The organism is Sphingobacterium humi (assembly GCF_009768885.1).
Lineage (GTDB): Bacteria > Bacteroidota > Bacteroidia > Sphingobacteriales > Sphingobacteriaceae > Sphingobacterium > Sphingobacterium humi.
Map to the genome: position 1 here is coordinate 71,690 of NZ_WSQA01000015.1, position 20,354 is coordinate 92,043.

Sequence of the window (20,354 nt, forward strand, 5' to 3'; positions counted from 1 at the left end):
AGGCACGGGATTAAAGGAAGAATGAACGAAGAATAGTGGCAGCTACAATCAGGAAGATACAGGCTCCAAACCATGAAGCCGCAGTCTTCGATGTGTCGGGATCACCGCTGCTGAATTTGTTGTACACCTTAACGCCTCCTATGAGTCCGACCACAGCGCCTATGGCATAGATTAACTGGGTGGCAGGATCGAAGTAAGATGTTACCATCTGTGTGGCTTCGGTGATACCGGCTGAGCCGTTACCCTGTGCGAACGCACCCATTGCCGACATCAGCGCACCGCCTGTCAGCAACACTTTTTTGCTTTGTTTTTTCATGATTAAACTCAATTGTTTTGTTTCCGTTATCCCGCACCCTGCGGGCTTTCGGAACAAAAGTGTCACGGAAAACAAAGCGTATTAATGATGTGGCTTTTACAGGAATTTGTTGGCAGTGAGTGGCTTTTAAAGAAAAATAATCCCTATATTGGTACTCAAATTAAAAAAATTGGGAATCTATTTGATGGAATGAAAAGAGATAAAACGGAATTTGCCTTACTACCTGCATTTCATGGTGATTGTATTCTTATAAAAACATTTGATGTTGATCATAATGAGTTTATTATCCTCGTTGATGGAGGCACTGCTAAAACTTTTAAGTACACTTTGAAAGCAGAACTGAAGGATGTTAATCGTATTGATTTACTTGTACTCACCCATATCGATTCAGACCATATAGCTGGTTTGATTAGCTTATTTAAAAGTAGCTTAATTGATCATATTTCAATTGATGAAATTTGGATGAACCATCCTGAACTTGTAGAGGTTAATAATGAGGAACAGATAAGTACAAAGCAGGGAGACAATTTAAAGCGGTTAATTCTTACAAAAAAGCCAAACGTGAAGCTTCTAGAAGTATCCACAGGCAAAAAATTAATCATTAGATCAGGAATCGAATTTGTTATTTTATCTCCAACTCCACAAATCAACCATGAATTATATCGACAATGGTTTGGATCTACTATAGTGAAGCATGAAAAAAGTAATGTAAACATTTCTTCTCAGCAAGACGTCTATTCCAAACCATTAGAAAATTTGAGTAGAATTCCATTTTCTCCAGACAAACGAATTAATGACGATATTTTCAATTCTTCATCAATAGCGTTTCTTCTTAAATGTTTCGATATTTCCATCTTATTGTTGGCAGATTCTCGTCCGGAAGTAATAGTAGAAAATTTAAGATTGAACGGCTTTACTAAATCAGATCCGCTAAAAGTTGATTATGTCAAAATTTCCCATCACGGAAGTTTAAATAATACTTCACAAGAACAGCTTAGTTGTATAGAATCAAACAATTTTCTAATATCGACCAATGGCGGTACGTCTCGACATAAACATCCTTCAAGAGAAACTATTGCACGAATAGTCTTTAATCCTTCAAGAGACAACAAGACGATAAATATTTTTTTTAACTATAAAATTGAAGATTTAAAGCAGAGGAATGGAAATTTCATTAGCGATTCTGATTTAGAAATTGGGAATTGGAATGTAGTGCAAAAAATTTGGTTTTAGGACAAATGACATATAATCAGGCAGAAAAATATTGTGTCCGAATAAAAAGTAATGGGCATACTGGTAGTGGTGTTTTACTACCTGGTAAAGAAACATTCTACGTGTTGACTTCAGCCCATTGTTTGGGTACTAGTATACCAGATGCTAACCAAATAATTATAGAAAAGCAAGACGACTATAATTCTGACTTCAAAAAAATAACGTCTGTTAACGTAACAGAATTTAATATCGAACATGATTTCGCCTTAATCGAAATAAACTTCGATTGTGAGGAAAAATTACTCTATCAATATAAGTTAGGTCGTGGTGTTTTGGGTGAAAATGAGATTAGGTTTTGCGGTTATCAAGGGATTAATTTAAATCAATATAGACCTTTTACAGGAAAAATTTTATCTGTCAGTGATGATATTGGTTGTTTCAAAATAACGTTACTAGGTGAAACATTTGATCAGGGAGGAGAGGACGGACATTATTTGGCTAAAGGGTTATCAGGAAGTGGTGTGTTTGTCTACAGACATAGTTCACCATTTCTTATTGGAATACTTAATTCTGTTATTACAGATAAAGCATGGAATGATGATATAGACTGTTGTTCTATAAAACATATTGAACAATATATATCGGAATATGTTGATTTGTCTGATTTTGAAAATTTAAAACAATGGAACGAGAATTTAGAGAGGGAACGTACAGACAGAGAGATTGAGGCTTTTAAAAATGAGAATAGCGATTTTTTTGAGAAGCTTTATCGAAAGAACAATGTCTTATATCCTGAAAAAACAAAAGCTAATAGTGTAACAGCCAAACAAATTAGAAAATTTCTTGCTATGAATGATAACATTAGAACAATCGAAAATGATTATCCGATACTTTATTCTAAATTCAAGAATATAGTGAAGAGATTTGTTGATCAAGTAGAAGACGACTATTCAAGAAATGTCAATGAAAGTAACGAGGCAATAAATTTAAAGATGGAACTTCAAAATCAATTGAAAAGCGAATTCGAGGCTCTTCTGCCAAGTTTTACAAATTTTGATTTGTCTGAATATCAGGTGATTGAATGGTTAGGTATCTGTACTTTAAATTTCAGTAAGAATGATTAATATTCAATTAGATCAGAAACCCACATCCATATCTATTCGATATAATGGTTATTATAAAGTAGTTCTATTACTGGCAATTATTGGAAATTGTGGTTATGCAAAAAAGGCGAGTTTAGAATTGATACATATTGTTTTTTGGAGCTTACGCAACGACACTAATTATCAAGTGTTGTTGGATTTATCCAATCAACATAGAAACACTTTGACACCTTGGACTTTTGAGCATGGAATAGACGAGGTTTTAGCTTTAGGTCTTATCAATGGATATATTGAAAGAGTGATTGTAAGCCAAACACTCGAAATAAAACTAACAGAAAAGGGTAACGACATTATTAGCGCAATTAATCAGTTTGAACTTTTTCAAGACGAAATGCAAAGAATAAAAGCACTAGGGAAAATACCTAAAAATAGATTGAACAATGCAAACAGAAACTGGAAATTAATATAGGATATGTTTAAAATAAATAAGTTAAGAACAGAAATCCTTACTGATAAAAGTGAAAACATAGCTGATCTATACGGTTTCAATTTTTCATTTGATAAAGGATTAAATATCATTGCAGGGCCAAACTCAAGAGGTAAAACAACCATAAATACGTGTATATATTATGCGTTGGGAATGGAGGAACTTCTGGGTGCTCATAATGAAAAAGCTCTGGACAAAGCGCTAAAAGAGGAATTCACTATTAAATCAAATGAGGAAGAAGAAGGCGTGACCTATAGAGTAATTTCTTCCAAAATCATTTTAGAAATTGAGAACGGAAATAAGGAAATCGTTTGTTTAGAAAGATATATTAAAACGAACACAGATGAAATAAAGACATCCAATATTATCGTTCATTCTTCATCATTTGACCACATTAATGATGAGAATAACCAAAATCGAAAAGAGGTCTTTTTTGTTAATTCAAGAGGTAACAATGAAGACGCTAATGGTTTCTATAATTGGTTAAGTGAATTCATCAATATTCAGTTACCTCAGGTAAGTAACAATTCCAGAACCAGTAATTACAGCCCTCTTTACCTACAAACAATTTTCTCAGCACTATTTATAGAACAAACAAAAGGTTGGTCTGATTTTTTTGCTACAATGCCTTTTTTTGGAATCACAAAGGCTAAGGAAAAAATTATTGAGTTCATACTTGGGTTAAACGAATTAGAACTTTCTACACAAAAAGACATACTAAACAAAGAAAAAAATTCACTGACCGAAGAATGGAGAAGGAAAATTAAATCATTCTCTTATTTAGAAAGGCAGACAAATTCTATTATTACAAATATTCCTAGCGAACTTACAACCGATAAAGCTGAAATAGACAAAATCAATATTTTATTTTCTACTTCTGAAGACGAAAAAATCAGTTTCAACCAGTTTTTATTACAGAAAAAAGAGATGGTAAATGAACTGGAAAATAGACCAATATCTACTATAAAGGAAAACAGGGAAGTGGCTGTTTTAGAGTTTAATAAACAAAAGGAGGAATATTTCAAATTAAAAGATTACGTTGAAAAATTTGAAAATAAACTACGGATAGAAAAACAGCAATTTTCTAGTTTAAATAGCCAATTAAGTGTTGTCGAATCCGAGATTAAGGATCACATCAATTTACAAAAGGTTTTCAGTGAAAATATTATCAATGAGCGTGGAGCTAATCAATGTCCAACTTGTTCTCAAGAAGTAACAACAAATCTTATTTCTACAAAAAATATAAAGATTCCTCAACTTACATTGGAAGAAAATACAAATTTTCTGCGTAGTCAAAAGAAAATAATAGAGTCTTCTATTGGGAGTTTGACGGAAACAGTTAATGAAAAAGAAGCTCTTTTGCTATATTTTAAAAATTCTTTGCGACAAAAAGAGATTTTAATAAAATCCTTATCAAAAGATCTGATTGCAGATGATAGAGCATTTTCCGAATCAGAAGTGGTAAAAAAGCTTCAACTTGAAAGAGAAATAGAAAGTCTACAGTTACTTAAAGAATCCATTGAAGAATTGAAGATGGAATTGGAAGCTTTAGCTAATAAGTATCATAATAATAATATTAGAATCGGAAATTTAGGCGAATCCGAGAAGGAAGATGAAAATAAATTGGTAGATTTCGAGAATCAATATAAAGATTTTCTTTTTAGATTCGGTTATGAAAGTAATGAAAAATACCAAATTTCAATAAACAGAAAAGAACCCTTTAAATATTTACCGATATATATTAACAAACGAGAGGGTATCTTTTTGCCCCAATCTATCCGAATAAATTCCTCTGCATCTGACTTTGTTAGAAATATATGGGCTTACACATTAAGTTTACTAAATAAAGGTGTAAATCACCCTGGTATAATAATTTTTGATGAACCAGGACAACACAGGACAAATTTAAGTAGCTTAAAAGAGCTGTTTAAAGTTTCTTCAGGAATAAAAGAAAAGCAAACAATAATTTTTACTTCTATAGACAAACCCCTTCATAACGAAAAGGATGAAAAGATAGACTTAGATGTTCTTATAGAAGATTTAGAGAGTTCAGAATACAAATTAATAAGACTCGATAATACACTTAAAGTGATAGGGAAGATCACATTGTCCAAATAAAACATTTGGGAGTTTGTCTACACAAACTCCCAAATGTCGCCCCTCACATCACTTTTTCGCAAACCGTAAGAACTGAGGGATGCTTCGACTGTTCATATTTTCCTGCCTTTGGGACGGAGTGGTTTTACCTTTATTGAAGTGTTTGGTTTCTTTTGGTTCTCCCTGGATTTCATTTCCCATTTATCTTCAATCAGCTTTGCGGCCTTTTGTCTCGATGGTATATCATCCGGCGATTTAATCTTTAGTTCCAAAGAAGCCCTTAATGCTCCGTCATGGCACTCATACATTGAAATCCCCATTGCATCAATCCGTAAACCATTTTTGACATCTTCCACAATCCTGAATGTTGCCCATGTGTAGGGATTATCAGGGGATGTGGCCGCTACTCCCGAACCTGCATAAATCGGAAATACAGGTTCTGCTTTGTTGAAACCTGCATAATGCAAGTAAGAGCCAAGAGCCGTCTTGAAATCGGTTCCGGTTGCACCACGCTTGATGTTAAAATACTCATATCCCTTTTCTTTCATTTTTTCGGCTATCTCGCCAGCCGTTTTCATTAGATTTTTCATCACGAATAGTATTTTTGAATACGTCTACAAAAACAAAGGGAAGCTGTCTTATCAGACAAACTTCCCAATGTCGAAACCCTCCACATCACTTTTCCGCAGATCGGAAGAACTGACATCCGCTTTGGTGGAGAGGCTTTGATCCAACAACGTTGCTATCTTCTGCGAAGCCCCTTCCATAGAGCTTTCCAACAGACTGAATAATTCGGTTCCCTGTATCTGTTGAACGATATCCACCGCTTTTTGTTGTGAGGCGGGCTTCAGTATATCCTGCTTAAGCAATGCCCCCACGGTGGCCAGTTCTTCGTAGGTAACCCCTGTGGCAAACCCATTATCGCTGTCCGGTAATACCTGTGCTTTCCATTCTTCTTCCTCCTTTTCAAAATCGAAATCAGGTATGCTCCCGAAAACGTCATCCAATTCCTCCTGCGGAACCTCCTTCGCAAAAACCATTGTGCGGGTTTCTGTGTCAAAAGTATCCGGTATATCGTCTTGTTCCCGTGTCCGGCTTTCAGGGGCATCAGTTGGCACGATGTGTCGTGCTATGGGTTTTGGTTTGCCCATGATCTCCGGCAAATCGGGCTTTTCCGCAGGTTGCAAGGTTTTGGGCTTCACCACTTTTTTTATGACGATTTTGTCCCTGGCCAGCAGCACAATGACAATGAGCAGACAGATGATGATTATAATTTCCATAGCTTATAAAATGGGTTTGTTTCTTTTATAAAAATCTTCCACAATATCCTCGCTAAACAACTCAAAGTGGTGTTTGAGTATATTGTCGAGATAAGCATACAACGGTATATCACCACCGCCAATAACCTGTACAATACGGGATAACCTTTCGTGGTATTCTTTGCGGACGTAGATAGCTTTTTCACCCCTGCGGCTCATCGAATGCTTTTTTAAAAACAGGCTTCCGTAACTGCGTTTTCCCGTCTGCTTTTTATTATTCTTTTCCATGACTATGATTATATGATCGGTTTATACTTATCATTGAAACTCTTGGTAATTTCTTCGCCAAATTCCTGAAAGTGGTATTCCAGCAGGTTATCTAGATAGGCATATATCGTTATCTTATCTTCACCTATTACCTGTACAATGCGAGATAGTCTTTCGTGAAAATCGGGACGTATGTACACCGATTTTCCGTAACGGGCATTGGTTTCCGCTCTTTTGAAAAATAGCTGCTCATAATGCGCTTCACTGGCTTTTTTAGAACGGCTCCTCTCCTTGCTCACAGGCTTTTCCTGCTCTTTTTCCGGTTCCTGTTTTTTTGGGGGAGCGGGCGGTATGTTTAAGCCGTCCTTTTTCACGCCATCGGCGATAATGTTCATTAAAAACTCTTCGTCTATATCCGGTTTGTTGTTCTTCTTATTTTGATTTTCCATAGGGCTTACAATTTCACGGTTCTTAAAAATTCATCCATAAACAAATCCAAACGGCAGGCTTTCATCAAACGCTCATCGGCAGGGAGTAAGGTGGAGCGGAAGACCGTCTTTGCATCGGCCTCGCCCTCTTTGCGGAAACGCTTGCTATCCGTGATGCGGGTGCGCATCAAGTGAATGCCCAACTTCTTAATCAAGTCCTCATAAACGCCGTACAGCGTGGATTTTTCCCTGCCGTCAACCTGATTCCAAAATAGGCTGATGCTTTGGATAGCCGTTGCTCCCCGCTTCCTGACAACATCGTTCAGGACTTGTGTAAAAATCAGCGTGCTTTCCATCACTACACGGTCTGCGGTAATGGGCGTAAAGATGTGGTGCATCCCTGCCAGCGTTTTCAATATCCCTGCGGAATTGACCGTACCAGGCAGGTCGAAAAATACCACATCCACCGAAACCGTAGCCGATTGAAGGAATTGCGCTACCTCATCCAGTACGCCGTCTGCCCGGTGTTGCATAACGGGATAGGCTTTTTTGTTGATGGTCGTAAATTGCTTATGAGCGAGTTTTTTGTACACTTCATTGCTCATAATGCTGCCCATATCCCTTGCCCTCATCTGTATAAGGCTATGTTGCGGAAAATCGCAGTCGAAAACGGCAACATTATAGCCGAGCCGATAATGAAGCAGACTTGCCACCAGCGTGGTAAAGGTGCTTTTGCCTACGCCTCCCTTTTGGGAGGAAAAGGCGATAAACAATGGTTGTTTGTTCGTGTTCATGTGCATAACTGTTTTTAATTATCTACCTATTTATGTATCGCTATACGCTTATAGTTGCTTATCCATTTATGCGCACCGGTGCTAAAGCACATCCGCACATTTCTGTTTGCAGGCTTTTGTATGCAGCTGCTTAAAAGCACATATCCATATGCCTGTGATTTTAGCCGTCTGCGGGTGGATGCAACTGTACTTTTTCATTTGCTTGCATGACTGCTGACATCATTTCATACAGGCTTACCCATTCGCTTACACCGTTATTTGCCTGATTACTTGCCTGTATATTTCCGTAGCTACGCAGATATGTACATATACGGGCAATCGCAAATGCCTACCCAAAAGAATGCAGATATATACCTGCTTTATTCAACCTGTCTTGTATTGGCGTTCTATGGCAACGTTTGGCATTGCGTCGGACTGCAATGCTTTGGAGAAGCTGCGCTTACTTTGTAATAGCAAGAATGCAAGATGTGAATGGACAGATCATTACATGGTACAGGCAACAGGAGGAACGGCTCAAAGCCGTTTTTTTCTGCTTTATCCAATCCGACCAGTAGGGCGGATATTCTGTTCACGGGAACAGAGCAAGTTGTGTTTTGAGGCACTCGGAACGCATTCCGTGCCTCAAAACCACTTGCCCTTGCAGGGAACCGGAAAACACCCTCCGAAGTCGGGGTTTTATTGGATATTATCTAAAGATGAGCTCGCTGAAGCTCGGTTAAAATGGATTTGTGATGAATGGACAAGAGAAAAAGAAACATAACAAAGGCGGGCGCAATCCAAAAGCTAACCCAGCCATACATCGTTATGTTTTTCGTCTTACAGACGAGGAAAATGCCAAATTCCTTTCGCTTTTTGAAGCATCGGGAGCGGATAACAAAGCACAGTTTGTTACTTCCTTACTCTTTCAGAAGACGATTAAAAGTGTAAAAGTGGATATGGCTGCAATGGATTATTACACCCGGCTGACTGCTTTCTTTGGTCAGTTCAGGGCGATTGGTGTCAATTATAATCAGGTTGTAAAAATATTGTACCGCCATTTTTCGGAGAAGAAAGCCGCCGCCTACCTCTTTAAATTGGAAAAACAGACGGTAGAATTGGCAAAGTTGTGTCGTGATATTATGGAATTAACAAAGGAGTTTGAAGCCAAACACCTAGATATAGACAGTGAAAAATGATAGCAAAAATTGGTCATGGGGCAAATATGACAGGCGCACTTGCCTACAACCAGCTTAAAGTTGATAACGAGAACGGACAGATTTTAGACACCCAAAGGATTATAGAAACACCGGACGGAATCTATACGGTAGCACAGTTGTACCGCTCTTTTGAGCCTTACCTCACAGCCAATAAAAGAACGGAAAAACCCGTACTGCATATATCACTCAATCCCGACCCTGCCGATAAGGTAACGGATGAAAATTTCAGGCAGATTGCCAAAGATTATATGGAACGCATGGGCTATGGGCAGCAGCCGTATATCGTTTTTAAGCACACCGACATTGAACGTACCCATATTCATATTGTATCTACCAACGTTGACCGTTACGGTGTAAAAATACCTGATACGTTTGAGAAGCTGCGCTCAATGGATGCTTGCAGGGCGTTGGAACAAAAGTACAACCTGATACCCGCCACCGAAAAACAGCGCACAGGAAACGAGCAGGTATTCCGTCCGGTGGATTACAGAGCCGGAGAAGTTAAGAGCCAGGTTGCATCGGTGGTGCGACACCTGCCCAAATATTACCAACACCCAAGCCTCGGAGCATATAATGCCTTGCTTTCGCTTTTTAATATTACGGCAGAGGAAGTCAAAGGCGAGTTGCACGGACAGCCAAAGAACGGGCTGGTATATTTTGCCCTGAACGAACAGGGAGAAAAAGCCAGCAACCCTTTTAAGGCTTCACGCTTTGGCAAACACGCAGGACTGGAGGAATTGCAAAAGCACTTTGCACAGGCTAAGGAGCAAATGAAAAAAGACCCCGCAAGAGCCATACTTAAAAATACTATTGAAGCTGCCATGCACACCGCAACCAGTGAAGCCGGTTTTAAAAAGCAACTCATGGAGCAGGGCATCAATACCGTGGTACGGCGCACTGATGAGGGGCGCATTTACGGGATGACGTTTATAGACCACGAAAGCCGCAGCGTTTGGAACGGTTCACAGTTAGACAAAAATCTTTCTGCCAATGTATTCAACGATTGGTGGAAAGAGCAGGCTGTTGAGCAACGTCAGGATACTGAAAATACCAGAATCAAAGCTCCATTGCAACCCACAGGCAAAGGCGATGCGGAAGAAAAAGAAGAAACCCATAAGTTGTTTGATTTCCTGAATGCAGCGCAACCTTCCGATGATTTCGGATGGATAGACGGATTGGGCGGTTTGTTGCCCGAAGCACAAGGCGAGGATTACGAGGAACAGGCGTTTGCCAACCGCATGAAGAAAAAGGGAAAACGCAAAAGTCCGGGAAGACAGCAATAAACTTTTGTTTCTGTATCAATGAGCCAACCCGATGCCAAATACTGCCACTAAAAGCCGTCCGACACCGCTTTGGTTAAGCCGTAGTACGCTACTTTTAAATTGGCTGGCATCACTAAAATTTTTAAAGATGCAGGGAGAAGACGATTTAAGAGGCTTAGCCAAGATTATGGCTTTTATGAGAGCGGTAAGCATCCTTATTGTGTTGATGCACTTCTATTGGTTTTGCTTCGGGTTCTTTGCCGAACGTGGATGGACATTAGAGATTATCGGTAAGATACTCACCAATTTTAACCGCACCGCAGGGCTTTTTACACACACGCTTTACACCAAAATTTTTGCGCTGGTCTTATTGGCATTAAGCTGTCTGGGAACTAAGGGCGTAAAGAATGAAAAGATAACCTGGCCTAAAATCTATATTGCTTTAGCCATTGGTTTTGTCCTGTTCTTTCTGAATTTTCCTTTACTAAAGCTACCGCTCAACACCGCTACATTTCTGTATATCCTAACCACGGGTTTAGGCTATATCGCTTTAATGGTTGCAGGCGTATGGATGAGCAGACTGCTTCGCAATAATCTGATGGACGACGTATTCAATAATGAAAACGAAAGCTTCCGGCAGGAAACAAAGTTGTTGGAAAATGAATACTCGGTCAATCTGTCCACAAAGTTTTATTACAAAGGTAAATGGAATGATGGTTGGATAAATATTGTAAACCCATTCAGGGCAACGATTGTACTTGGAACTCCAGGTTCCGGTAAAAGCTATGCTATTGTAAACAATTATATCAAGCAGCAAATTGAGAAAGGTTTCAGTATGTACATCTATGATTTTAAGTTTGATGATCTTTCCACCATTGCCTACAACCATTTACTGAAGTACATGCATAAATACAAAGTGCAGCCAAAGTTTTATGTCATCAACTTTGATGACCCACGCCGGAGCCATCGGTGCAATCCGCTTAACCCGGCTTTTATGACAGACATATCCGATGCCTACGAAGCGGCTTACACCATCATGCTAAACCTTAACCGCAGCTGGATACAGAAGCAAGGAGATTTCTTCGTGGAAAGCCCAATTATATTATTGGCAGCAATAATTTGGTATCTGAAAATCTATGAGGACGGTAAGTATTGCACGTTTCCCCATGCCATAGAATTGCTGAATAAAAAATACGCAGACGTATTCACGATTTTGACTTCATATCCCGATTTAGAAAATTATTTGTCGCCTTTTATGGATGCCTGGCAAGGCGGCGCACAAGACCAGTTACAAGGACAGATTGCATCGGCTAAAATTCCCCTGTCAAGAATGATCAGCCCGCAATTGTATTGGGTAATGACAGGGGATGATTTTTCACTGGACATCAACAACCCACAAGAGCCTAAGATACTGTGTGTCGGAAATAACCCCGACCGGCAAAATATTTACTCGGCAGCATTGGGCTTGTATAATTCAAGGATTGTCAAGCTCATTAATAAAAAAGGACAATTAAAGAGTTCCGTTATAATTGACGAGTTGCCGACGATATATTTTCGGGGACTGGACAACCTTATCGCAACGGCACGTAGCAATAAGGTTGCTGTTTGCCTGGGGTTTCAGGATTTTTCACAATTAACCCGTGATTATGGCGACAAGGAAAGCAAGGTTATCCAAAATACCGTTGGTAATATTTTCAGTGGTCAGGTAGTTGGCGAGACGGCAAAGAGCCTTTCGGAACGTTTTGGTAAAGTATTGCAGAAACGCCAAAGTATGACGATAAACCGCAACGATAAATCTACTTCCATATCTACACAGTTAGACAGCCTTATCCCGGCGTCTAAAATTTCAACCTTAACACAAGGTATGTTCGTTGGTTCTGTTTCCGATAACTTTGATGAGCGTATCGAGCAAAAGATATTTCACGCCGAAATTGTGGTTGATAATGAAAAGGTTTCGGCAGAAACCAAAGCGTATCAGAAGATACCGGAAATCTTATCCTTTGTTGATCAGAACGGAACAGATAACATGAAGCAGGAGATTGAAGCCAATTACAGGCGGATAAAATCAGACATTCTGCATATTGTCGAGAGTGAAATGGAACGTATAAAGAACGACCCGGACTTGCAGCATCTGATACAGGAGTAGCTATCTGTTTTATCTGTAAAGCATTCCCTTAATTGAATATTGTGTAGGGATTACCTGCTTGCAGGTAATCCTTTGCTTTTATATTGCTTTTATAAGAGTGGCATCAATTGCCTCAGCCAGCCGTTCTTCTACATTACAGGACTGTGCGTAATCCATCCATTTGGATACCGTATCCAGCACTTCGGCAATGATGCCTTCTGGATTTCGGATGGAGTTCTGTTTAGCGATGTCCAGCAGATCTTCTTTTACAAAATCCTTTCTTTTTCCGTTGATGCTCAGGTTGTGTCGGCTTACCCATTCACTGTCCGGGCGGTAGGCATGGCATATATCGTAGGCCGGCGCCAACTTCCACCTTCCATCCGCCTCCATCAGGAAAGCAAAATTCTTGGTATGGTCGTCACAGTTGCGGGCAAATACATTGAACACCATCCTTCGATACATCTGTTCTGCTTCGGCATAGCTTAGTTTCAGCTGCCGCATGGTTTGGAACAATTGTTCGTAGCTGTAGCTGGAGGTTTGGTTGAAATCATAATGCTGTATGGCGCAGAATGTCTGCACATGCAGCTTTTCATTACCATTGCGCCGGTCAAAGCGCCTGGTCATAAAATGCGCCCGTCCTTCTTCTTCGATCAGGCGGCTTTCCATCATCTCAATGCCTGTATCGACTGCCATTTTGTAGTAAGCCATTTCGACACGCCCATATCCATGAGTGGCGCCAAACTGTGTATCGTTTACACCGTCAAACTTTATCAGCCAATGCTCGTATCCCTGTTTTTGAAGTGTCTGTCCCGACCTGATCATCCCTGTAGCTTCATTGTAGGCGATGATGGCCTTGGGTCTGGCTCCGCCTGCTGAGGTACCCATTTTCAGGATGTCCAGCAGAACATCCTGCATGTCGTGATCGGTATGCGCTTCAAACTGTTTCCTGTTGTCCAGCAGCTTCATCGTAGTCTCTATCAGATCCGAAAGCTCCAGTGATTTTCCGCTGCTTTTAGTTGTCAGGGTAGATGGCTCAAATTCCAGTGCGCCCATTCCTCTGTTGCCGATAAAGCACAGCAGCTCAACCGGGTTCATCGAATTTTCCGCACGGCCGTTCCGTGCAAGCCATATATTGATCAGCTCATTACCATATTTGTCGGGGAGCGCGTCTGCCAGCAATCCGGGCAATCCTTTGAAAGTACCGGATCCTCTCAGCTCCGGGAAAGCATATATACGGTTGCCTAAAGGCATCTTTACAGGGGCTACATTGAGGTTGCCCTCGCTAAACTTTTTATCATATTCAAAAAAACCAAGTTCTTGTTTTTCATCCCAGGCAAGAGCACCTATCCGTTTACCCCATAATTTTACAAAAGCTGTTTTTACCATTCTGTATATGCTTTGTCGTTTGGTTTATTGTTTCGTGAAGCCCTTTTGCGTTTTTTCTCGTCTTCTTTTGCCAGCTGTAACGGGCTTATAGGTTCTGTAACCGTAAACAGGTTAAGTACATAAAGCGCATCAAGTACCCTCAGCACCTTCAGCAGATTGATAAGTGCCGTGTTTTCGCCCCGTTCCATCAGGCTTAAGGTAGACCTGCTTACCGCTGCCTGTTCCGCCACTTCGTCTTGGGTGAGATTGCTGTCTATCCGCTTAGCCTTTATAAATTCGCCTATCGCCCTGATGATGGCTGCATCGCTCAGAGATGAAATGTGTGACAAATCATTCATAACGTCTGTTTTTGCTTATAATGCGTAAAATATCATTCAAATATACAAAAATATATGTTTATACAAAACAAAGGTTGTTTTGTATAAACATATCATCCAATAAATAGAATAATTAACCTTAATGCGTCATATTTCATTTTATAAAACCAAAGGGAGGTTCAGCCCCCTTTGGTTATAATATACCACGCGGGAGATGGACACCTTTTGTCCTTACAATACTTTCAGAATTTTGGGGAGCTTCCTGCTTTTTCTCAACCTGTTTCGCAGGTTCTTCATTTTGTTCCGGTGTAATAGATAGCTGTATCTTCCGCTCCACAGCAGCCAATTCTATTTTGAGTTCGCTCAACCGGCTTTCCTTAGCCCAGATTCCATTAACCACGTCATGAAGTACAGGGAGGTCTTTTTGAATTTCCGTAATCTTCTTTTGCTCTTGATCTATATAGCCGGGCAGTTTTTCCAGTGCCCTTAAAAAGTTCAATGATGCAGTTTCGGGGTCTTTAGCGATGATACCGTTGTTATAGGAATATTTGATATTTCCTTCGCCTTGTACCATAAATCGGTTTACCCGTATATCCATTCCTTCTTTTTCTGATACTTCCGTTTTTACCAAAAGCTGAAAACCGTAAAGGCTTCCGATTTCTTCATACTGCCCTCCGGTACGGGCTTTGTCCGCAAGCTCGTTGAGCTTTTCTCCAATCTGTTTGACGTTTGCGTTTGGTGGCAGGCCGTCCAACTGAACAGCGTTTATAACCGTGCCGTCTTGCCGTTTTTGCAGGCGTTGCTGTAAATTTTCCCAATCAAGGCTCATACGGTCAAATCGGGATTGAGCTTTGTTAAGTTCTTCTTTGTAATCTTCCAATTTGTATCTGGCACTTGATTTAGAACGGTTGAACGCCTGTTTTTCGCTTTCCAGCCCTGCTATCTGTTTTTCTATTTTCGCTTTATCCAGCAGGTCGGTATTACCCGACAGGATAGCCACATACTCCGAAAAGTTCATTCCCGATTTTTCGTCCATACTGCCCTCATCAATCGTTCGCTTACCGAGATTGTTGGATTTTAATTGATCGATGAAAAGTTGTTTGTTGAACAGCAAATTGAACTTATAACTATCCAATGATTTTTCAACGGCATAGATAATCACATCTACTTTATTATCTGCAAAGTGTTTAGCAATTTCATTGCCTTTGCGGATAGCCCGACCGTCACGCTGGGCAAGGTCGGACGGTCGCCACGGCGTATCTAAGTGATGAACTGCAACGGCTCTTTTCTGTGCATTCACACCCGTTCCGAGCATACTCGTGGAGCCGAAGAGCACACGTATTTTGCCCTCGTTCATATCTTTGATAAGCTCTTTACGCTGATTATCGGTTTTGGCTTCCTGAATAAACCGGATTTCATTCGCAGGTATGCCGTGTTCTTCCACGAGCTTGCGTTTTATTTCAGCATATACATTCCATTCGCCCGGCTTGTATGTTCCCAAATCCGAGAACACGAACTGCGTTCCTTTTTGTGCATTGAATTTGTTGTAATAATTGGCAATATTATTGGCACAATGTGAAGCCTTGTTATCGGGGTGGTCACCATAACTTGGGTCTATCATCCGCATATCCAAAGACATCTTACGGGCATAATCCGTTGCGATGAGCATCTTTGCTTTTTCTTCTGATGGAGATAATGGAGGTCTTCCTAGTAAGGTGGCATTACCGGACTTTGCGAAGTCCATCAACTTTTGGATAAAGACAGCTTGGTTAGGTGTAGGCGGAATATTGTAAAGTACCTCATTCTTGTTAGGACGGTCAATGCCTATATCCTTTGCCGTTCTGTAATCTGTAATTTCAGAGTAGAACTGTGCAAGCTCCGGCACTTTGATAAAGTAGCGGAAACGCTCTTTTGCCACGATATTATTGGCTACAGAAAATTCATAATCGGTTGTTTTTCGGGCATAGATAGCCGCCCAAGCATCGAAACAGTTGATACCTTGTTTTTCCAATGCCCGTGGCCGTAGGTATTTGAACAATAAGTAAAGTTCCGTAAGAGAGTTGCTGATTGTCGTTCCCGAAAGAAAGGTTGCGCCCATATCTGCGTTGGTGTGTTCCTGAATGGTGCGGATAGCAAACAACAGGTTTAAGGCTTTTTGGCTGCCGTCCACATTACCCAATCCTGCAACACGGCTATGGCGTGTATTGAACATCAGGTTTTTGAACTGGTGGCTTTCATCAATGAATAAATGGTCAATGCCCATCATCTTAAAATCCACAATATCATCTTTGCGGTTATCAATATCGTGTTGCAGGGTTTTGAGTTTGACTTGGAGGTTTTCTTTTCGTTTGACAGCTCCGGCAAGCATACCTCTTGTTACTTCAGCACCTCGTTCCTGCATAGCATCAAGATTTCGTTCTACGCTGTCCAGTTCTATTTCGAGGATTTCTTTTTGGATTTCGGGCGATTGCGGTATCATACCGAACTGGTCATGTGTCAATATCACACAGTCCCAATCATTATTTTTAATATCACCGAAAATCCGCAGGCGTTTTTGTGGTGTAAAATCTTCTTTGCCCGGAAACAGAATTTTAGCATGTGGATAAGCAGTGCGATAGGCTTCGGCAATTTCGTGAACATTGCTCTTCAATCCTATAATCATCGGTTTGTGGGCTAAGCCCAAACGTTTCATTTCCTGTGCAGCCGTACACATAACCAATGTTTTCCCGGCACCTACTTCGTGGTCGCAGATAGCGCCATTGTTCAGCTTTATCATCCAAACGGTGTCCTTTTGACTAGAATATAAATCCTGAATGCCCAATGCCTTTCGGTTTAGTCCCGGGAAATCCTGATGTGAGCCGTCGTAGTTCGGACGGACAAAACAGTTAAAGGTGTCGTTGTATTGGTCGGTCAGCCTGTTTATAAACTCATTGTTTTGGGCATGAAGCCAATCGGTAAAGGCGGTACGGATTTCGTCAATCCTGGTGTTTGCCATTTGTATGGCTTCCATATCACGCACCTTTACTTCCTTGTCGTCAACGATTATTTTCCTGGTTATATCAGGTACGGTATTTACGAGGGCGTGTTTAAGCAGGGCAATACCGTCAAATGTCCGGCTCTGCGACTTTACCGCATATTTGTCCCATATATGAACATTCTTTTGTTTACAGGATACTGAAAAGTCGTCTGAGCTTTCGGAGTAATGGATATTCACTTCCGTATCGAACAGGTGCGAAGCAAAACGGGCATAAATACCTGTGGGTATCCAGCGTTCGCCCAAATTAAAATCGAGTTCCTCAAACTCAATACGTCTTGGTCGGGCTTCCTCTAAAACCGCAAGGCTTTGTTTGGCTTGGGCATCATCGGGATTGTTTTTGAGATAGGTTTGCACCTCTTGTGCTTTTTCTACTACGTTACCCGCAATCCAGCGTTCGGCTATTTCGTAATCCTTTTGTAAAGGATTGTAGAAAATTCGCCCGTACAGGGCTTCTTTCAGGGCATCGTCAGGCATACCGCTGATTTTGGACATATAATCCAAATCCACGCTTCCGTATTTGTTCAGCGAAGCCGCTAAAGCTTCTTCGGGATTGTCTGTTGTTATGGTTGCGGTTGAGAAACTTACAGGACGGCTGAAAATATCCGCTTTGTGTATCACGCCACCGACCACACGTTCCAGGTATGGTATTTCCTTTCCGGCACTGTCTGTTTTTATTAGCTTAATGTTATCGGCGCTGTTTAGGTTTCCGTATCTTTTTACAAAGGCATCGTATAAGCGGTTAAGGTTTTCTCTTTCTGTTTTGTGTTCGGTTTGTAGTTCAGCTTCTTTCAAGTATAGCTCGTGGTAAACATCACGAACAGCAATGTATGCTTCGGCTCTTGTCCGCTGTGCGGAAGATAAATTAAGTGCGTGGAAAACAGCCGTACCGTCTTTTGTATCTGCTTCTTGCATATGACCCACCCAGTCGTTATCTAGCACAAGACAATTGTTTCGGTGAAACGGTTGGATTTTACCGCTATACGGTGCAGGTTCAGGAATGGTGTTGGTAATCGCGGGATTTTCAACTTGGGCAATACCGTCTGTTTGCGAAAACAAATCACCGGTTACTTCCTGTCTTGTACCGTTCGGTTGTGAAGCTCTGTTGACCGTACCGTTTGATACAGGAGGTGTATAAGGCTGTTGCCTTGCGCTACCGAACAAGTTGGTTTGACGGCCTGCTGCACCTTGTCTTTTCTTAGCGGTATGTCCTTTGGCTTGCGTGGTTCTTTTGGGTGGATCAACCGTCATTACAGGTTCGCCAGCATTTTCAAACAGGTCGAAAATGCTTAGCTGTTTTTGCTCCTGTGGGCTTTCCTGATGAATTACCGGAGTTGGTGCAGGTTGCGGCTTTTGCTGAGTGATAAGAGGTTCAACAACCGTAGGTGTTGCCTTTGGCTCAACCGGAATTTGTACGACAGGCTCATCGTTCCGTTCGCCTTTATACAAATCCAAATTCAGATGTTTTCCAAAATCATCGGAAAGCATTTGTTTAAGGCCTTTTGCAATGCCATCAACGCCACCCTCGTGCGTATAGATTATTGCAGGTTGCCCGTAAGGGTCGGTATCTACTTTCCAATGCGTATGAATAATTCTTGCACCATCATTGAATATCGCATTGCCGGGTGTGCCATATCCGGTTTTATTGCTTTGACAAAACAAATCTTCCCTTCCGGTCAGACTTTGCTTTGCAGAATTCTTTTGCAGGATTATCAGGTCGCTTCCTACCTCCGTACCTGCATACTCCGTAAACAGGTTGTTGGGTAAACGAATTACTGATACCAAATCGTTATTTTCCATTAAAGCCCTGCGTATTGGCTCATTCTTAGGGCTGTTTAAAATACCCTGTGAGGTAATGAATACCTGCAAACCGCCCTCACGAAGCATATCATTTCCTTTCAAAAAGAAATAATTGTGGATGCTTCGGGCTGCCTGTACTTTAGCAGGGTCTTTGCTTCGGGAATACGAAAGGTCAAACACGGAGGTATCGCCGAAGGGGATATTACTGGCGATGACATCATAAGTACCTTGTTCCTTTTCGGAAATTTCTTCAAATCCACTTATGCGGATATTGCTTTGTGGATAGAGTTGTTTTAAAATCTTTCCTGTCAGCAAGTCCTTTTCGTAAGCAGTAATTTTCGTTTGGCTCTCTGCAAAAGACTGAACAAAAGAACCGATACCTGCGGAGGGTTCGAGGAATTTGTCAATGTTCAGACCGCTTTCACGCAAGGTTTCAGAAATGGCATCAATAACCTGCGGTGGTGTATAAAAAGCGGTCAGCACCGAACTTTTCATACTGTCCACATATCGGCGGTATTCCTTTTCGTCGGTAGAATTTTCCTTTAATAGTTGGTGGAGTTGCTGTGTAACCGGAAAAAGGTCGTACTCTGTTTTCCGCCAATGGTTGATGTCTGTTTCATTGGCAATGGGGTTCAATACGAATTTAAGACCGCCAAATCCGCTGTAACGCATCATTAGCAGTTTTTCTTCTGCGGTCGCTTGCCGTTTCTCCTTTTCCAGCCGGAAAGCAATCCGCAGGGCTTCGATATTGTGCAGGAGATGTTGCCTTTTACTGAAGCCCATTTTCCTCAATCCATATTGCGATGGTTCCGGTTAATTCGGTATAAAGAGCATCATACTCGTAGGTGTAAGCGAAATCATCGGTTAGTTCATATCGGGAAAAAACAGGTTCACAGACAGGAAACATTTTAAGTGCAAACGGCCACAGCTCTTCGTCTGCCATCAGGGTATCAAACTCATTGCAGACCACCTGAAAAATCGTATCAAACTTTGAAAAGTGCAGGTTTTCAAAGAGAATAGAGTTGGCTATTTCATTGCACTGCTCAACAGTGTTTCCTGAAAGGAAAGCCCCCTCGTAAGCATTGGCTGCCCATGACGACCTTTGGTCAATGAAATTCTGGTCATGGGCTTTTTCGGGAAAGCTCGAATTGAGAAGTTCTTGTAGTCGTAATCTGAAATATGACAGTACTTTTTGTGGTGTACTCATAATGATTTTAGTTTAGAATTTTGCTTAAAGCCTGAAATTAAAAACTAAAGTGAATGACATTGGA

The 20,354-nt window shown here is 40.9% G+C and carries 18 protein-coding genes; 8 read left to right on the forward strand and 10 right to left on the reverse strand.

Features of this window, described 5'->3' with window-relative positions; genetic code table 11:
* Positions 1 to 10: 10 nt before the first annotated feature.
* Positions 11 to 316 (reverse strand): DUF4134 domain-containing protein, encoded by a 306-nt coding sequence (locus GQF63_RS17040; RefSeq protein WP_160370450.1) that lies wholly within the window; start codon positions 314 to 316, stop codon positions 11 to 13.
* Positions 317 to 400: 84 nt separating this feature from the next.
* Here GQF63_RS17040 and GQF63_RS17045 point away from each other — a divergent pair, with 84 nt between their 5' ends.
* Genes GQF63_RS17045 through GQF63_RS17060 form a run of 4 tightly spaced genes read left to right on the forward strand, consistent with a single transcriptional unit; the run spans position 401 to position 5,236 of the window.
* Complete coding sequence (locus tag GQF63_RS17045; protein ID WP_160370451.1) at positions 401 to 1,549, forward strand: ComEC/Rec2 family competence protein; 1,149 nt, start codon at positions 401 to 403, stop codon at positions 1,547 to 1,549.
* 5 nt (positions 1,550 to 1,554) lie between these two features.
* Positions 1,555 to 2,652, forward strand: coding sequence for a S1 family serine peptidase (locus tag GQF63_RS17050; protein ID WP_212592629.1), 1,098 nt, complete (start codon positions 1,555 to 1,557; stop codon positions 2,650 to 2,652).
* On the forward strand, positions 2,645 to 3,100 hold the full coding sequence (locus GQF63_RS17055; RefSeq protein WP_160370453.1) for a hypothetical protein: 456 nt from the start codon (positions 2,645 to 2,647) through the stop codon (positions 3,098 to 3,100). The genes GQF63_RS17050 and GQF63_RS17055 overlap by 8 nt, the downstream gene beginning before the upstream one ends.
* A gap of 3 nt (positions 3,101 to 3,103) precedes the next feature.
* On the forward strand, positions 3,104 to 5,236 hold the full coding sequence (locus tag GQF63_RS17060) for an AAA family ATPase (protein ID WP_160370454.1): 2,133 nt from the start codon (positions 3,104 to 3,106) through the stop codon (positions 5,234 to 5,236).
* A gap of 92 nt (positions 5,237 to 5,328) precedes the next feature.
* Here the strand turns inward: GQF63_RS17060 and GQF63_RS17065 are convergent, their stop codons facing one another.
* The 5 genes from GQF63_RS17065 to GQF63_RS17085 form a co-directional block, all read right to left on the reverse strand.
* Positions 5,329 to 5,805, reverse strand: coding sequence for a hypothetical protein (locus GQF63_RS17065; protein ID WP_160370455.1), 477 nt, complete (start codon positions 5,803 to 5,805; stop codon positions 5,329 to 5,331).
* 51 nt (positions 5,806 to 5,856) lie between these two features.
* Positions 5,857 to 6,420, reverse strand: a complete 564-nt coding sequence (locus tag GQF63_RS17070) for a conjugal transfer protein TraD (protein WP_343031048.1) — start codon at positions 6,418 to 6,420, stop codon at positions 5,857 to 5,859.
* A 78-nt stretch (positions 6,421 to 6,498) separates the two neighbouring features.
* Positions 6,499 to 6,762 (reverse strand): DUF3408 domain-containing protein, encoded by a 264-nt coding sequence (locus GQF63_RS17075; protein WP_160370457.1) that lies wholly within the window; start codon positions 6,760 to 6,762, stop codon positions 6,499 to 6,501.
* Between the two features lie 8 nt (positions 6,763 to 6,770).
* On the reverse strand, positions 6,771 to 7,190 hold the full coding sequence (locus GQF63_RS17080) for a DUF3408 domain-containing protein (protein ID WP_160370458.1): 420 nt from the start codon (positions 7,188 to 7,190) through the stop codon (positions 6,771 to 6,773).
* 5 nt (positions 7,191 to 7,195) lie between these two features.
* A complete protein-coding gene (locus GQF63_RS17085; protein ID WP_160370459.1) occupies positions 7,196 to 7,963 on the reverse strand; it encodes a ParA family protein in 768 nt (255 codons plus the stop codon).
* Between the two features lie 340 nt (positions 7,964 to 8,303).
* On the opposite strand from GQF63_RS17085, the gene GQF63_RS17090 reads away from it, so the two are divergent.
* From GQF63_RS17090 to mobC, 4 genes are all read left to right on the forward strand, one after another.
* Positions 8,304 to 8,723, forward strand: a complete 420-nt coding sequence (locus GQF63_RS17090) for a hypothetical protein (protein ID WP_160370460.1) — start codon at positions 8,304 to 8,306, stop codon at positions 8,721 to 8,723.
* Positions 8,695 to 9,138 carry a conjugal transfer protein MobA gene (gene mobA, locus GQF63_RS17095; protein ID WP_160370461.1) on the forward strand — a complete coding sequence of 148 codons (444 nt, stop codon included), beginning with the start codon at positions 8,695 to 8,697 and terminating at the stop codon, positions 9,136 to 9,138. Before GQF63_RS17090 ends, mobA begins: the two co-directional genes overlap by 29 nt.
* A complete protein-coding gene (gene mobB / locus GQF63_RS17100) occupies positions 9,135 to 10,442 on the forward strand; it encodes a conjugal transfer protein MobB (RefSeq protein WP_160370462.1) in 1,308 nt (435 codons plus the stop codon). The genes mobA and mobB overlap by 4 nt, the downstream gene beginning before the upstream one ends.
* Before the next feature lie 127 nt (positions 10,443 to 10,569).
* Positions 10,570 to 12,567, forward strand: coding sequence for a conjugal transfer protein MobC (gene mobC, locus GQF63_RS17105; RefSeq protein ID WP_160370463.1), 1,998 nt, complete (start codon positions 10,570 to 10,572; stop codon positions 12,565 to 12,567).
* A gap of 78 nt (positions 12,568 to 12,645) precedes the next feature.
* On the opposite strand, the gene GQF63_RS17110 is transcribed toward mobC, so the two are convergent.
* The 4 genes from GQF63_RS17110 to GQF63_RS17125 all read right to left on the reverse strand — a co-directional run bounded on the left by GQF63_RS17110 (position 12,646) and on the right by GQF63_RS17125 (position 20,290).
* On the reverse strand, positions 12,646 to 13,932 hold the full coding sequence (locus GQF63_RS17110) for a type II toxin-antitoxin system HipA family toxin (protein WP_160370464.1): 1,287 nt from the start codon (positions 13,930 to 13,932) through the stop codon (positions 12,646 to 12,648).
* Positions 13,926 to 14,270 carry a helix-turn-helix domain-containing protein gene (locus tag GQF63_RS17115; RefSeq protein ID WP_160370465.1) on the reverse strand — a complete coding sequence of 115 codons (345 nt, stop codon included), beginning with the start codon at positions 14,268 to 14,270 and terminating at the stop codon, positions 13,926 to 13,928. The genes GQF63_RS17110 and GQF63_RS17115 overlap by 7 nt, the downstream gene beginning before the upstream one ends.
* 172 nt (positions 14,271 to 14,442) lie before the next feature.
* A complete protein-coding gene (locus GQF63_RS17120; RefSeq protein WP_160370466.1) occupies positions 14,443 to 19,866 on the reverse strand; it encodes an N-6 DNA methylase in 5,424 nt (1,807 codons plus the stop codon).
* Positions 19,853 to 20,290: a DUF1896 domain-containing protein gene (locus tag GQF63_RS17125; RefSeq protein WP_160370467.1), complete on the reverse strand. Its 438-nt coding sequence runs from the start codon at positions 20,288 to 20,290 to the stop codon at positions 19,853 to 19,855. Before GQF63_RS17125 ends, GQF63_RS17120 begins: the two co-directional genes overlap by 14 nt.
* Positions 20,291 to 20,354 lie beyond the last annotated feature (64 nt).

Coding starts and splice junctions, on each gene's coding strand:
- GQF63_RS17080 (WP_160370458.1), bottom strand. CDS start 7,190: ATGGAAAATCAAAATAAGAAGAACAACAAACCGGATATAGACGAAGAG.
- mobA (WP_160370461.1), top strand. CDS start 8,695: ATGAATGGACAAGAGAAAAAGAAACATAACAAAGGCGGGCGCAATCCA.
- GQF63_RS17115 (WP_160370465.1), bottom strand. CDS start 14,270: ATGAATGATTTGTCACACATTTCATCTCTGAGCGATGCAGCCATCATC.
- mobC (WP_160370463.1), top strand. CDS start 10,570: ATGCAGGGAGAAGACGATTTAAGAGGCTTAGCCAAGATTATGGCTTTT.
- GQF63_RS17110 (WP_160370464.1), bottom strand. CDS start 13,932: ATGGTAAAAACAGCTTTTGTAAAATTATGGGGTAAACGGATAGGTGCT.
- GQF63_RS17065 (WP_160370455.1), bottom strand. CDS start 5,805: ATGAAAAATCTAATGAAAACGGCTGGCGAGATAGCCGAAAAAATGAAA.
- GQF63_RS17055 (WP_160370453.1), top strand. CDS start 2,645: ATGATTAATATTCAATTAGATCAGAAACCCACATCCATATCTATTCGA.
- GQF63_RS17120 (WP_160370466.1), bottom strand. CDS start 19,866: ATGGGCTTCAGTAAAAGGCAACATCTCCTGCACAATATCGAAGCCCTG.
- GQF63_RS17045 (WP_160370451.1), top strand. CDS start 401: ATGATGTGGCTTTTACAGGAATTTGTTGGCAGTGAGTGGCTTTTAAAG.
- GQF63_RS17075 (WP_160370457.1), bottom strand. CDS start 6,762: ATGGAAAAGAATAATAAAAAGCAGACGGGAAAACGCAGTTACGGAAGC.
- GQF63_RS17085 (WP_160370459.1), bottom strand. CDS start 7,963: ATGAACACGAACAAACAACCATTGTTTATCGCCTTTTCCTCCCAAAAG.
- GQF63_RS17040 (WP_160370450.1), bottom strand. CDS start 316: ATGAAAAAACAAAGCAAAAAAGTGTTGCTGACAGGCGGTGCGCTGATG.
- GQF63_RS17125 (WP_160370467.1), bottom strand. CDS start 20,290: ATGAGTACACCACAAAAAGTACTGTCATATTTCAGATTACGACTACAA.
- GQF63_RS17050 (WP_212592629.1), top strand. CDS start 1,555: ATGACATATAATCAGGCAGAAAAATATTGTGTCCGAATAAAAAGTAAT.
- mobB (WP_160370462.1), top strand. CDS start 9,135: ATGATAGCAAAAATTGGTCATGGGGCAAATATGACAGGCGCACTTGCC.
- GQF63_RS17060 (WP_160370454.1), top strand. CDS start 3,104: ATGTTTAAAATAAATAAGTTAAGAACAGAAATCCTTACTGATAAAAGT.
- GQF63_RS17090 (WP_160370460.1), top strand. CDS start 8,304: ATGCAGATATATACCTGCTTTATTCAACCTGTCTTGTATTGGCGTTCT.